Below are 14018 nucleotides of genomic sequence, written 5' to 3'. Positions count from 1 at the left end.
CACCTCCGCGATCGAGACCACCCGTCTCCGTCACGGCTCGCGCGGAGGTCGCATCACGGGCAGGGTCACGCGGAGGCGGTGAACTGGGCCGAGTAGAGACGTTCGTACGCTCTCCCGGCCGCGCGCAGCGAGTCGTGCGTGCCCTGCTCGACGATGTGGCCGTCCTCCATCACCACGATGTGGTCGGCGTCGCGGATGGTCGACAGCCGGTGCGCGATGACGAAGGACGTCCGGCCCGCACGCAGCTGCTCCATCGCTCCCTGCACCAGCGACTCGGTGCGGGTGTCGACCGAGCTGGTCGCCTCGTCGAGCACCAGGACCGACGGATCGGCCAGGAAGGCCCGTGCGATCGTCAGCAGCTGGCGCTGACCCGCGCTGACGTTGGTGCCCTCGTCGTCGATGACGGTGTCGTAGCCGTCGGGCAGCGTGCGCACGAAGTGGTCGACGAAGGCTGCCTCGGACGCCGCGAGCACCTGCTCCTCGGTGGCGTTGTCGGCACCGTAGGCGATGTTCTCGCGGATCGTGCCGTTGAACAGCCAGGTGTCCTGCAGCACCACGCCGAAGTTCCGGCGCAGCGGGCCACGGTCCATCCGGCCGATGTCGACGCCGTCGAGCGTGATGCGTCCGGCGTCGAGCTCGTAGAAGCGCAGCACCAGGTTGGTCAAGGTGGTCTTGCCCGCACCCGTCGGGCCGACGATGGCCACGGTCTGGCCCGGCTCGGCGACCAGGTCGAGGTGCTCGATCAGCGGCTCGTCGGGCTGGTACGAGAACGAGACGTCCTCGAAGACGACGCGCCCGCGCACCGGGTCGGGGAAGGGCGCATCGACCTCGCCGGCACGCTCCTCGTCCTCGTCGAGCAGGGCGAAGACCCGCTCGGCCGAGGCGACGCCCGACTGCAGCACCTGGATCATCGCGGCGACCTGCGTCAGCGGCTGCGTGAACTGGCGCGAGTACTGGATGAAGGCCTGCACGTCGCCGATGCTGAGCGAGCCCGACGCGACCCGCAGCCCGCCGATGACCGCGACCAGCACGTAGTTGATGTTGGCGACGAACATCATGACCGGCTGCACGACCCCGGAGATGAACTGCGCCTTGAACGAGGCGGCGAACACGGCGTCGTTGCGCTGGTCGAACTCCTCGCGTGCCTCCTTCTGGCGGCCGAACACCTTGACGACGTCGTGGCCCGTGAAGACCTCCTCGATGTGCCCGTTGAGACGCCCGGTGCTGGTCCACTGCTGGACGAACTGGGGCTGCGACCGCTTGGTGACGGCCTTCGTGATGACGAAGGCCAGCGGGATCGTCACGACGGCGACGAGCGCCAGCAGCGGCGAGATCACGATCATCATGGCCAGTGTCCCCACGACCATCAGCACGGACGTGAGGAGCTGGCTCATGGTCTGCTGGAACGACTGGGCGATGTTGTCGATGTCGTTGGTCGTGCGCGACAGCACCTCGCCGCGCTCGGTGCGGTCGAAGTACGACAGCGGCATGCGGTTGAGCTTAGCCTCGACGTCGTTGCGGAGGTCGGCCACGGTGTGCTGGACGACGACGGTCGTGATGCGGCCCTGGAACCACTGCAGCAACGAGGCGAGCACGTAGAGCACGAGCACTCCCCCGAGCACCCACGACAGGCTCGTGAAGTCGATGCCCGACCCGGGCTGCAGGTCGACCGAGCCGACCAGCGAGGCCAGCTGGTCGTTGCCCTCCGCCCGCAGCTTGGCGACGACCTCGGCCTTGGTGGCGCCGTCGGGGAACTGGTCGGACAGGTAGCCCGTGAAGACGATGTCGGTGGCGTGACCCAGCACCTTGGGCCCGACGACCGACAACGACGTGGCCAGCACGCCGAACAGCACGAGGCCCCAGACCAGCATGCGCTCGCGCAGCAGACGCTCGGACAGCCGCCGCAGCGTGCCCTTGAAGTCGCGGGCGCGCTGGGGGCCCATCCCCATCCCGGCCAGCGCCGGTCCCCTCCCGCTCATGCGCTCGCCTCCTCGAGGGTCAGCTGGGACAGGACGATCTCGCGGTAGACCTCGCAACCGTCCATCAGCTCGGCATGCGTGCCGGTGCCGACGACGCGCCCCTCGTCGAGCACCACGATGCGGTCGGCCGACCGGATGGTCGAGACACGCTGCGCGACGATCACGACGGCCGACTCGGCCGTCACGGGACGCAGTGCCGCTCGCAGCGCGGCGTCGGTGCCGTAGTCGAGCGCCGAGAACGAGTCGTCGAACAGGTAGATCGGCGGACGCTTGATGATCGCGCGCGCGATCGCGAGCCGCTGGCGCTGACCGCCCGACACGTTGGACCCGCCTTGCGCGATCGGCGCGTCGAGCCGCTCGGGCATCCGCTCGACGAAGTCCCGGGCCTGGGCGATCTCGAGCGCCTGCCACACCTCGTCGTCGGTGGCGTCGGGGCGGCCGTAGCGCAGGTTGGAGCCGATGGTGCCCGAGAACAGGAACGGGCGCTGCGGCACCAGCCCGATCGCGGCCCAGACGTCTTCTGGGTGCAGCGAACGCACGTCGTGGCCGTCGATCTCGACCGAGCCCGCCGTCACGTCGAACAGCCGCGGGACCAGGCCGAGCAGCGTCGACTTGCCGCTGCCGGTCGAGCCGATGATCGCGGTGGTCTCGCCCGGACGCGCGACGAGGTCGACCTCGTGCAGCACGTCGTGCTCGGCGCCGGGGAACGCGAACGACGCACCGCGGACGTCGATGCGCCCCTGCGACAGCGTGACGTGGGGCGCGTCGGCGGGTGCCTGCACGCTCGGCTCGGTGCGGAGCACCTCGGTGATGCGCTCGGCCGACACCTCGGCGCGCGGCCACAGCATCAGCATGAAGGTGGCCATCATGACCGACATCAGGATCTGCACGAGGTAGTTCTGGAACGCCGTCAGCGTGCCGACCTCGAGGTCGCCGCTGCCGATGCGGTAGCCGCCGAACCATGTGGCCAGCACGACCGAGACGTTCATGATCAGCATGACGATCGGGAACATCATCGCCATGAGCCGCCCGACGGCGATCGCGACCTCCATGTTGTCGCGGTTCGCGTCGCCGAAGCGCTCGGCCTCGTAGTCCTCCTTGACGAAGGCGCGGATGACGCGGATGCCCATGATCTGCTCACGCATGACGCCGTTGATGGTGTCGATCTTGACCTGCATGAGGCGGAACAACGGCCGCATCTGCCGGATGACCAGCGCGATGCTGACGACCAGCGCCGGGATGACCAGCAGCAGCAGCGCCGACAGCTCGACGTCCTGGCGCAGGGCCATCGCGATGCCGCCGAAGCACATGATCGGCGCCGTCACCAGCAGCGTGAGCGCCATGAACACGATGAGCTGGACCTGCTGGACGTCGTTGGTGGACCGGGTGATGAGCGTCGGCGCGCCGAGCTCGGTCATCTCGCGGGCCGCGAACGTCTCGACCGTGCCGAAGACCCCGGCGCGCAGGTCGCGGCCGAGGGCCATCGCGGTGCGGGCGCCGTAGTAGACCGCGACGATCGTGCAGACGACCTGGAGCACCGTGATGCCCAGCATCTCCAGGCCCGTGCGGACGATGAAGCCGGTGTCGCCCAGGACGACGCCCCGGTCGATGATGTCGGCGTTGAGGCCCGGGAGGTAGAGGTTCGCCAGGGTCTGGACGAGCTGGAAGAACAGGACGATCGCGATGGGCCGCTTGTACGGGGCGAGGTACGTCCGCAGGAGCGGGATCAGCATGGTGTCAGGCTATCCCCGAGCACCGACCGACCTGCACGACGAATGTCATGGTTCGCTCTCGGCGTAGTGATCGGTCAGACGACGACGTTCAGGCCCAGCACCACGACCAGGCCCGTGACCGACAGGACCGTCTCCATGATCGACCAGCTCTTGATCGTCTGGCCGACCGACAGGCCGAAGTACTCCTTGACCAGCCAGAAGCCCGCATCGTTGACGTGGGAGAAGAAGACGGAGCCGGCGCCGACGGCCAGCACCAGCAGCGACAGCTCGCCGTTGGGCAGGTCTGTCGCGATGGGGGCCATGATGCCGGCGGCGGTGACCGTCGCCACCGTGGCGGACCCGGTGGCGACGCGGATGACGACGGCGACGAGCCAGGCGATCAGCAGGACCGAGATACCGCTGTCGCGCACGAAGTCGGCCACGACCTCGGCGATGCCGGTGTCGACGAGCGTCTGCTTGAACCCGCCGCCTGCGCCCACGATCAGGATGATGCCTGCGATGGGCGGCAGCGAGCTGCTGAGGACGTCGGACACGTCGTCCTTGGACATCCCGGTCGCCAGCCCGAACGTGAAGATCGCGACGACGACCGCGATCAGCAGGGCGACGAACGGCTCGCCGATGAAGTCCAGCACGTTGCGCGCGGTCGTGCCCTCGTCGAGCGCGATGTCGCTGAAGGCCTTGCCCATCATGAGCACGACCGGCAGGAGGACGGTCGCGAGCGTCATGGCGAAGCTGGGGCGGCGTTCACGCTTCTCGGTGGAGGCGTCGTACAGATCGCCGGCAGGCACCGGGACCCACTTGTCGGCGAATCGGGCGAACAACGGACCGGCCACCACGATCGTCGGGATCGCCACGAGGATGCCGAGGCCGAGCGTCAGGCCGAGGTCCGCGTCGACGGCCCCGATCGCCGCGAGCGGTCCGGGGTGCGGCGGCACGAAGCCGTGCATCGCCGACAGCCCGGCGAGGGCCGGGATCCCGAGCGAGATGACCGACCGCTCGGCACGCTTGGCCACCAGGAAGATCACCGGCATCAGCAGGACGAGACCGATCTCGAAGAACATGGGCAGGCCGATCAGTGCGCCGATCGCGGCCATCGACCACGGCAGCATGCGTGCGCTCGATCGTCCGACGATGGTGTCGACGATCTGGTCGGCGCCGCCGGAGTCGGCCAGCAGCTTGCCGAACATCGCACCCAGCGCGATCAGCACGCCGACGCCCGAGACGGTGTCACCGACGCCGTTGCTGAAGCTGTCGACGACGGCGAGCATCCCGCGGCCCGCGATCGCGCCCACCGTGAGCGATCCGAGGATCAGGGCCAGGAAGGGGTGCAGCTTGAAGAACGTGATGGCCACGACCAGCACCGCGATGCCCACGAGGGCCGCGGTGATGAGCTGACCCGTGCCGGCGACGGCCTTGATGGGCTCCGGGGCGTCGGCGGTCGCCAGCGTTGCGAGCATCATGAGGTTGCTCCTTCCAGCCCGGCCCTCGCGACGAAGGCGTCGACGATCTCGGCCGGCGACGGAGTGATGTCGAAGGCCCAGCCGCGCTCGTCGTCCTGCAGCGGCTCGAGCGTCTTCTCCTGCGACTCGAGCAGCGACAGCGGCATGAAGTGGTCGCGACCCTCCATGCGGGAGCGGATGAGGTCGTGGTCGCCGGTCAGGTGCAGGAAGAGCGTGCGCGGGGCGGCATCGGTGAGGACGTCGCGGTAGACGCGGCGCAGGGCCGAGCAGCTGATCACTCCCCCGTCGGCGCCGTGCTGGGCCAGCCACCGGCCGATGTCCTCCAGCCACGGCCACCGGTCGTCGTCCGTCAGAGGCGTGCCGGCCGACATCTTGGCGATGTTGGCCTCGGAGTGGAAGTCGTCACCGTCGACGTACTCGACACCGAAGCGCTCGGCGAGCTCGTGGCCCACGGCCGACTTGCCGACACCGGAGATGCCCATGACCACGACCAGGGGGGATGCGTCCATGCCCTGACACTATGTCTGGACGATCGAGGGCGCGACCCACGGGTACGACTTTCGGCCACCGATCGCCGACCGACGGACGATGGCGCCGGCGCTCGCCGTTCCTACCGTGGACGCATGACGCCGTCACGCCGCTCGCTCGTCCCCGCAGCGGGGGTCTTCCTGGCCGCGCCGTGGTTCGCCGAGATGGCGTGGGGCGGCATCCCGGTCACCCAGCTGCCGCTGGTGCTGCTGTTCCTCGCCCCGCTGTACGGCAGCGCGGCGCTGCTGATCCGCGAGGTCGTCCGCCGCACCGGTCGCGGATGGCCGTCGATGCTGCTGCTGGCCGCGGGCTTCGGCGTCCTGCAGGCCGGGGTCGTCGACCAGTCGCTGTTCAACCCGGCCTACGGACGCTACGACTTCCAGCACCCGGTGCACGTCGGGGGCGTCGACGTCAGCCTCTACTGGATGCTTGCGTTCGTCAGCGGCCACGTCGTCGCGAGCATGGCCACGCCGATCGCCCTCGCCGAGGCGTGGACGCGGGAGCCGGCGCGGCGCAGGCCGTGGCTCGGACGGCGCGGACCGTGGGTGGTCGCCGTGGTCTACGTGCTCGCCAGCGTCGTGAACCACCTCGGCGTCAAGGAGGACGAGGGGCACGGCTTCCAGGCAGCACCGGCCCAGACGCTGACGGCGGTCGCCCTGGCCGCTCTGCTCGTGACGGCCGCGCTGCTGTGGCGCCGCCGCGACGTCACGGACGTCCGGGTGCCGAGGCCCGCGGTCGTCCTGGTCATCGGCTTCGTCGCCTACCTGCTGTACCTGCCGGGCGAGACAGCCGCCGCGTTCGCGGTCGGTGTCGTCGTGGCGGCAGGAGTCGTCTGCGTGGTGGGACGGTGGTCGACGAGCCCGCGGTGGACCGACGACCACGTCACGGCCCTCGTGATGGGAACGGTGATGGTCGGCATGGTCATGCCGTTCCTGGTCGACCCGTACGACGACACGATCAGTGCCGGGCGCGAGCTGGCCCAGGACGCGGCGTCGGCCGCCATCTGCCTGACCGGGGTCGCCGCGACGTGGCTGCGGCTCCGCCACCTGGCGAGGCGGCCGCCTACATGAGGTCCTTGAGCTCCTTGGGCAGCTCGAACGGCTGATCGCCCTGGGCCGGGAAGCCGAAGGCGTTGGCGCCCTCGTCCTTCGGAGCCGTGCCGGAAGCCGCCGCGGCGCGCTTGGCGGGGTTGCCCGACACGCGCTTGCCCTTCTTCTTCTGCTGGGGCTTCTGCTTGGCCCCGGCACGCTTGCCGGCTCCGGGAAGACCCGGCATGCCGGGCATGCCCGGCATGCCGCCGCCCTTGGCCATCTGCTGCATCATCTTGCGGGCGTCGAAGAACCGGTCGACCAGCCCGTTGACGTCCTTGACCTGGGTGCCCGACCCCTTGCTGATGCGGGCGCGCCGCGAGCCGTCGATGATCTTGGGGTTGTCGCGCTCGGCGGGCGTCATCGACAAGATGATGGCCTTGATCTTGTCGACTTCGCGGTCGTCGAAGTTCTCGATCTGCTCCTTGTACTGCCCCATGCCGGGGATCAGGCCCATGATCTTGGACATCGAGCCCATCTTGGAGATGGCCTCCATCTGCTTGAGGAAGTCGTCGAGGGTGAACGAGCCACCCATGAGCTTCTCGGCGTCCTTCGCGGCCTGCTCGGCGTCGAACGCCTTCTCGGCCTGCTCGATCAGGGTGAGCATGTCGCCCATGTCGAGGATGCGGCCGGCCATGCGATCGGGGTGGAACGCGTCGAAGTCGGTCAGCTTCTCGCCGGTCGACGCGAACATGATCGGGCGTCCGGTGATCGACCGCACCGACAGCGCGGCGCCACCGCGGGCGTCACCGTCGAGCTTGGTGAGCACGACGCCCGTGAAGTCGACGCCCTCGAGGAAGGCCTCGGCGGTGACGACGGCGTCCTGGCCGATCATCGCGTCGATGACGAACAGGACCTCGTCGGGATCGACAGCGGCACGGATGTCGGCGGCCTGCTGCATCAGCTCGGCGTCGATGCCGAGGCGACCGGCGGTGTCGACCACCACGACGTCGTGCAGGGTGCGGCGCGCCTCGGCGAGACCGGCGGTCGCGACCTGGACGGGGTCGCCGACGCCGTTGCCCGGCTGGGGCGCGTAGACCGTGACACCGGCCTGCTCGCCCACGACCTGCAGCTGCGTGACGGCGTTGGGACGCTGGAGGTCGGCCGCAACGAGCATGGGCGACTTGCCCTGCTCCTTGAGCCAGAGGCCGAGCTTGCCCGCGAGCGTCGTCTTGCCGGCACCTTGGAGGCCGGCCAGCATGATGACGGTCGGGCCGTTCTTGGCGTAGCGGATGCGGCGGGTCTCGCCGCCCAGGATCTGGATCAGCTCGTCGTTGACGATCTTGATGACCTGCTGGGCGGGGTTGAGCGACTGGCTGACCTCGGCGCCGAGGGCCCGCTCCTTGATCCGCGCGATGAAGTCGCGGACGACCGACACGGCGACGTCGGCGTCGAGCAGGGCGACCCGGATCTCGCGCGCGACGGCATCGATGTCGGCCTCGGAGAGTCGACCCTTGCCGCGCAGGTTCTTGAACGCTGACTGCAGGCGGTCTTGCAGGGTGTCGAACATGGGGCTGCGACGTCCTCAGGTGGAAGAAACGAGATCTGGTCAACTCTAACCGAGGACCCCAGGTCATCCTCGCGCATGGGGCGGGCCGGGTCAGGCGAGCGCGGTGGCGACGGCGGACCGCAGGGCCTCGGCGGTGACGTCGTCGAGGCGGTGCCCGTCACCGTCGACGACGTAGAAGACGTCGCGCACCTCGTCGCCGTAGGTCGACATGTGCGCCGAGCGGATCGAGAGCCCCGACGACGCGATCTGGTCGCAGACGGTCCAGACGAGCCCGCGACGGTCGAGGGCCCGCACCTCGATCGCGGTCGCCGTCTCGGTGACGCGACCGAGCAGACGGACACGGGCGTCGGGAGCGTCCGCGATCGACGACAGCTCGAGGCGTCCGGCCAGGTCGAGCTCGCCGGCCATCGCGGGTCGCAGGCGCTCGGTCAGCCGCGCCGGGTCGACGTCGGCGCGCGACACCTCCCACAGCGTCACCGCCGCGTCGTCGAGGGTCACGGTGCGCGCCGAGCGGACGGTCATGCCGGCCAGCGCCAGCCCGCCGGCCAGGTCGGCCATGACACCGGCCCGGTTGGCCGTCACGATCGTGAGCAGCGAGCCGCCGCGGTGCGACTCGACCGTGAGCGTGAAGTCGGACGGTCCGGTGGTGCCGTGGTCGGGGATCGGCACGTGCGCGGGCCAGCCCTCGTACGTGGTGGCATCGGGCGTCGCGACCGACTCGTCGAGCACGCGCCGCACCTTGCCGATCAGACCCTCGACGAGCCCCTGCCGCCAGCCCGACCAGGCCGTCGGGCTGGTCGCCCGGGCGTCCGAGGCCGTCAGCGCGCTCAGCAGGTCGAGGAAGTCCTCGGTCTCGACGATCTCGGCCACGTTGGCCGCCGTCGACGGGTCCTCGATGTCGCGGCGCGTGGCGATCGTCGGCAGCAGCAGGTGCCAGCGGACCAGCCGGCCGATCGTCGCGGCGTCGCCGGCGGAGAACCCCCACCGCGTCGCGATGTCGACGGCCATCGGCTGTCCGACCTCGGAGTGGTCGCCCTCGCGCCCCTTGCCGATGTCGTGCAGCAGCGCGGCGACCGCGAGCAGGTCGGGCCGCGCGACGTCTCGCTTGAGCCCGGCCGCGTTGACGCAGGTCTCGAGGCTGTGCCGGTCGACCGTGAAGCGGTGCACCGGCGACGACGACCCGCGCAGCCGGATGTCCTCCCACTCCGGCAGCACCCGGTCGATCACCCCGGCGAAGTCGAGCTCGTCCCAGACCGGCAGCAGGCCGGGGCCGGCCGTCAGCAGGTCGACGAGGTGCCGGGTCGACGACGGCGACCACGGTGCGGGCAGGTCGCCCATCGTCGTGGCGAGCCGGCGAGCCGACCCCGGGCTGATCGGCAGGCCCTGACGAGCGGCGGCGGCCGCGGCACGCAGGGCGAGCTCGGGATCGGTGGACGGGTCGGCGTCCTTGGTGACGATGACCTCGCGGTCGAGCACGCCGACCCCGTCGTCGAGGGCGACCACGAGCGGGCCCCTGGACGTGAAGGCGCGCTTGCGGGTGATGGGCTCGAGGGCGTCGTCGACCTTGCGCCAGGCCAGCGAGGCCAGGTGGGCGATGCGCCGGCCGACGTGGCGCGCGTGCAGGTCGAGCTCGACGGGCGCCATGCCGAGCATCCGCGCGACGTCGGGGATGACGTCGGCGTCGAGACGCTCCATCCGACGTCCGACGGTCTCGTGCAGCGCGTCGCGGATGTCGAGCAGCTCGGCCCGCAGCATCTCGGACTCGCCGTGGGGGACGTCGATCAGCCACGTCGCGACCAGCGCCCGCAGCATGACGCTGTCGCGCAGCCCACCGCCCGACTCCTTGAGGTCGGGGACGGCGGCGTGGGCCAGCCAGCCCGCCCGCTCGATGCGTGCCAGGCGGGCCGAGCGGACCTCCTCGACCCTGGTGCGGGCGTCGCGCCGCCAGTCGGCCAGCACCTGCGAGCGCAGCGTCATGACGAGCCCCGCGTCGCCGGCGACCGGCCGGGCGTCGAGCATCCCCATGGCCGCCCGGTGGTCGGTCGCGGCGGCCTCGCGCATCTGGATCGTATCGCGCACCGAGTGGTCGAGGGCGACGCCGTCGTTCCAGAGCGGGTACCAGACCGCCTCGGCCACCTCGCGCACGACGGCCTCGTCGACCGCGGGATCGTGCAGCAGGACGACGTCGAGGTCGCTGAACGGCGAGAGCTCGGAGCGTCCGTAGCCGCCGACCGCCACGAGGGCCAGACCCGATCCCTCGCGGGGGTCTCCGCCCTGGGCCGGCGTCGCGTCCGCGAAGAGCTGGCGCAGCCGCCGGTCGGCCTCGAGGGCCCGGTCGGCGCGACGGCGGGCGAGCTCTGGGTGGTCGGTCACGCCCTCAGGCTAGTGGGGGCACCGACGACGAGGGCGGTGCGCCGGCGTCCACTCCGATGACCGAAGTGGACGCTGACGCACCGCCCAGGGGTAGGTGAGGCTAGAGCGCGGCCTCGTCGGTCTCACCCGTGCGCACGCGCACGACCGAGTCGACGGGGATGACCCAGACCTTGCCGTCACCGATCTTGCCGGTCTGCGCCGCCGACGTGATCGTGGCGACCACGCTCTCGACGTCGGCGTCGTCGACGACGACCTCGAGACGGATCTTGGGCACCAGCGACACGTCGTACTCGGCGCCGCGGTAGACCTCGGTGTGCCCCTTCTGCTGGCCGTAGCCGCTGGCCTCGGTGACCGTCATGCCGGCCACGCCCGCCGCGGCGAGTGCCTCGCGGACTTCTTCCCACTTGTGCGGCTTGATGACCGCGGTTACCAGCTTCATGCTCAGAGCTCCTTCAAGAGGTTGGATCCGCCGCTGCTGCTCCCGGCGTAGTCGTACGCCGTCTCGAGGTGCTCGACCTGGTCGATGCCGGTCACCTCGTCCTCCTCGGACACCCGGAAGCCGATCGTCACGTCGATCAACTTACCGATGACGTACGTCAGGACGAACGAGTAGGCCAGCACGACGAACGCTGCGACGAACTGCTTGCCCAGCAGGTCGAGGCTGCCACCGTAGAACAGACCGTCGCCGACGGCGAGCAGGCCGATCAGCAGGGTGCCGACGAGACCGCCCACGAGGTGGACGCCCACCACGTCGAGCGAGTCGTCGTAACCGAGCTTGTACTTGAGGCCGACGGCCAGGGCACACAGCACGCCCGCGACCAGGCCGAGCAGGATCGAGCCGAACGGCGACAGCGCGCCAGCGGCCGGCGTGATCGCGACGAGGCCTGCGACGGCACCCGACGCGGCACCGAGGCTCGTGCCCTTCTTGTCGCGGAAGAACTCGACCGCGAGCCAGCCGATGATCGCCGCTGCCGTCGCGACGGCGGTGTTGACGAACGCCAGGCCTGCCAGGCCGTTGGCGCCGACGGCCGAGCCGGCGTTGAAGCCGAACCAGCCGAACCACAGCAGGCCGGCACCCAGCAGCACGAACGGCAGGTTGTGCGGACGCATCGGGTCACGCCGCCAGCCGACGCGCTTGCCGAGCACCAGGGCCAACGCCAGGCCCGCCGCGCCCGCGTTGATGTGGACCGCGGTCCCGCCGGCGAAGTCGACGGCCTTGAGCTTGGTGGCGATCCAGCCGCCGTTGTCACCGAAGTCGAAGACCCAGTGCGCGACCGGGAAGTAGACCACCGTGATCCAGACGACCGAGAAGACGATCCACGCCGAGAACTTGGCGCGATCGGCGATGGCACCGCTGATGAGCGCGAGCGTGATGATCGCGAACATCAGCTGGAAGCCCACGAAGACGTACTCGGGGATCGTGCCGTAGGCGGTGTCGACCGAGATGTTCTGCAGCCCGAGGCGCTTGAAGCCTCCGAGGAACTGGTTGCCGCCGGGGCTGAAGGCGAACGAGTAGCCGTACAGCACCCACAGCACGGGGACGATCGCGAGCGCCGAGAAGCTCATCATCATCATGTTGAGGACGGTCTTGGAGCGGACCATGCCGCCGTAGAAGAACGCCAGTCCTGGCGTCATGAGCAGGACGAGGGCCGAGCTGGCCAGGATCCACGCGGTGTCGCCGGTATCCATGAAACCTCCGAAGTGGTGGACGCGGGCGAGGTCCCGCCCGCTGCGTCCCAGCCTGAGGTCGGAGGATTTCAGGAGGCGATGGTGTGCGTTGCGTCCATGTCACGAAATGGCGCAGCGTGTTAACAGCATGTTTCGAGGCGCGCGGCAGCGCCCAGGCCGCGCGCCTGAGGGCGCGCTCAGGACAGCAGGGCGTCGACGAACTCGTCGGCGTCGAACGGCGCGAGGTCGTCGGCACCCTCGCCGAGACCCACGTACTTGACGGGGACGCCGAGCTCGCGCTGGACGGCGATGACGATGCCGCCCTTGGCCGTGCCGTCGAGCTTGGTCAGGACGATGCCCGTGACGTCGACGACCTCGCCGAACACGCGCGCCTGGGTGAGGCCGTTCTGGCCTGTCGTCGCGTCGATGACCAGCAGCACCTCGGTGACGGGTGCCTGCTTCTCGATGACCCGCTTCACCTTGCCGAGCTCGTCCATCAGGCCCGACTTGGTGTGCAGGCGGCCGGCGGTGTCGACCAGCACGACGTCGACGCCGTCGGCGATGCCGCGCTGCACCGACTCGAAGCCGACGCTGGCGGGGTCGCCGCCCTCGGGACCGCGGACGGTCGGCACGCCCACGCGCTCGCCCCACGTCTGCAGCTGGTCGGCGGCGGCGGCGCGGAAGGTGTCGGCCGCGCCCAGCACGACGGTCTTGTCGTCGGCGACCAGCACGCGCGCCAGACGTCCGACGGTCGTGGTCTTGCCCGTGCCGTTGACACCGACGACGAGCACCACGCCGGGCTTGCCGTCGGTGCCGGTCGACGTCAGCGTGCGGTCGAGGGTCGGGTCGACGAGGCGCACCAGCTCGGCCCGCAGCGCCGCCTTGGCCTGGTCGGGATCGGTGATGCCCTCGACGCGCAGCGTGGTGCGCAGGTTGGAGACCAGCTCGTCGGTGGCCGTCACGCCCATGTCGGCGGCCAGCAGGGTGTCCTCGATCTCCTCCCACGCCGCGTCGTCGAGCGTCGAGCGTCCGAGCACCGACAGCAGGCCCCGACCCAGCGAGCCCTGCGACTTGGCCAAGCGGGCGCGCAGGCGGACCAGCCGGCCCTGAGGCGCCTCGGGACGCTCGAGGGTGCCGACCGCGGACGGCTCGTCGACGGCCGGCCCGGGCTCGGCCGGCACCTCGGGGTCGGGCGAGATGAGGGTCGGCTCGCCGGCCTCGTCCGCGCGGTCGATCTGGCGCGTCTGCGGCGCCGGCGGAAGCTGGCGGCGGCTGCGGGTCAGGACGAGCGCGGCTCCTCCGCCCAGCAGGACGACGGCGGCGGCGATGACGATGATGAGGGCTGTCGTGGTCACCGCACGATCCTAGGCGGTCGGTGCGAGGATCACGCGTCGCGGCGGCGGGGCCGACGTGCTGAGGCGACCAGCTCGCCCCTCGAACACGAACACGAACCCGACGTCGAGGGCGCGCACCGGGGCGGCCGGACGCATCAGGTAGCCCCGGACGTCGTGCCGCTCGACCCGGCGGCCCCGGCGGACGGCCACCACCCCGTCGGCGGCGACGAGCACAGACTCCCGGGCCCACACCGCCTCGGCCAGCGGCAGCAACCCCGGCCACAGCCTCAGCTCGGTGCCGGACATGGGTGCTCCCTGCGATCGCGGCGCGACCCGCCGTGAGTG

The 14018-nt window shown here is 70.5% G+C and carries 11 protein-coding genes; 1 reads left to right on the top strand and 10 read right to left on the bottom strand.

Going from position 1 to position 14018, the window contains the following annotated elements:
- Positions 1-65: 65 nt before the first annotated feature.
- The 4 genes from DX116_RS11160 to DX116_RS11145 form a co-directional block, all read right to left on the bottom strand.
- Complete coding sequence (locus DX116_RS11160) at positions 66-1979, bottom strand: ABC transporter ATP-binding protein (protein ID WP_199716055.1); 1914 nt, start codon at positions 1977-1979, stop codon at positions 66-68.
- Entirely contained in the window at positions 1976-3712 is a 1737-nt protein-coding gene (locus DX116_RS11155) for an ABC transporter ATP-binding protein (protein WP_119704352.1), read from the bottom strand. Before DX116_RS11155 ends, DX116_RS11160 begins: the two co-directional genes overlap by 4 nt.
- A 74-nt stretch (positions 3713-3786) precedes the next feature.
- A complete protein-coding gene (locus tag DX116_RS11150; protein WP_119704351.1) occupies positions 3787-5172 on the bottom strand; it encodes a GntT/GntP/DsdX family permease in 1386 nt (461 codons plus the stop codon).
- The gene (locus tag DX116_RS11145) at positions 5169-5681 is read right to left on the bottom strand and encodes a gluconokinase (RefSeq protein WP_119704350.1); all 513 of its coding nucleotides are present in this window, start codon (positions 5679-5681) and stop codon (positions 5169-5171) included. Before DX116_RS11145 ends, DX116_RS11150 begins: the two co-directional genes overlap by 4 nt.
- 114 nt (positions 5682-5795) lie before the next feature.
- On the opposite strand from DX116_RS11145, the gene DX116_RS11140 reads away from it, so the two are divergent.
- Entirely contained in the window at positions 5796-6770 is a 975-nt protein-coding gene (locus tag DX116_RS11140) for a hypothetical protein (RefSeq protein ID WP_119704349.1), read from the top strand.
- Here DX116_RS11140 and ffh read toward each other — a convergent pair.
- From ffh to DX116_RS11110, 6 genes are all read right to left on the bottom strand, one after another.
- Entirely contained in the window at positions 6763-8298 is a 1536-nt protein-coding gene (ffh, locus tag DX116_RS11135) for a signal recognition particle protein (RefSeq protein ID WP_119704348.1), read from the bottom strand. The genes DX116_RS11140 and ffh overlap by 8 nt on opposite strands.
- 90 nt (positions 8299-8388) lie before the next feature.
- A complete protein-coding gene (locus tag DX116_RS11130; protein WP_119704347.1) occupies positions 8389-10671 on the bottom strand; it encodes a [protein-PII] uridylyltransferase in 2283 nt (760 codons plus the stop codon).
- A gap of 100 nt (positions 10672-10771) precedes the next feature.
- Positions 10772-11110, bottom strand: a complete 339-nt coding sequence (locus DX116_RS11125) for a P-II family nitrogen regulator (RefSeq protein WP_119704346.1) — start codon at positions 11108-11110, stop codon at positions 10772-10774.
- 2 nt (positions 11111-11112) lie between these two features.
- Entirely contained in the window at positions 11113-12360 is a 1248-nt protein-coding gene (locus DX116_RS11120) for an ammonium transporter (RefSeq protein WP_119704345.1), read from the bottom strand.
- A 176-nt stretch (positions 12361-12536) separates the two neighbouring features.
- Positions 12537-13694 (bottom strand): signal recognition particle-docking protein FtsY, encoded by a 1158-nt coding sequence (gene ftsY, locus DX116_RS11115; protein ID WP_119704344.1) that lies wholly within the window; start codon positions 13692-13694, stop codon positions 12537-12539.
- A 9-nt stretch (positions 13695-13703) separates the two neighbouring features.
- Positions 13704-13979 (bottom strand): hypothetical protein, encoded by a 276-nt coding sequence (locus tag DX116_RS11110; protein WP_119704343.1) that lies wholly within the window; start codon positions 13977-13979, stop codon positions 13704-13706.
- Positions 13980-14018 lie beyond the last annotated feature (39 nt).

It is taken from the genome of Aeromicrobium endophyticum (assembly GCF_003586285.1).
Lineage (GTDB): Bacteria > Actinomycetota > Actinomycetes > Propionibacteriales > Nocardioidaceae > Aeromicrobium > Aeromicrobium endophyticum.
This window is presented reverse-complemented; position numbering and strand designations above follow the sequence as displayed.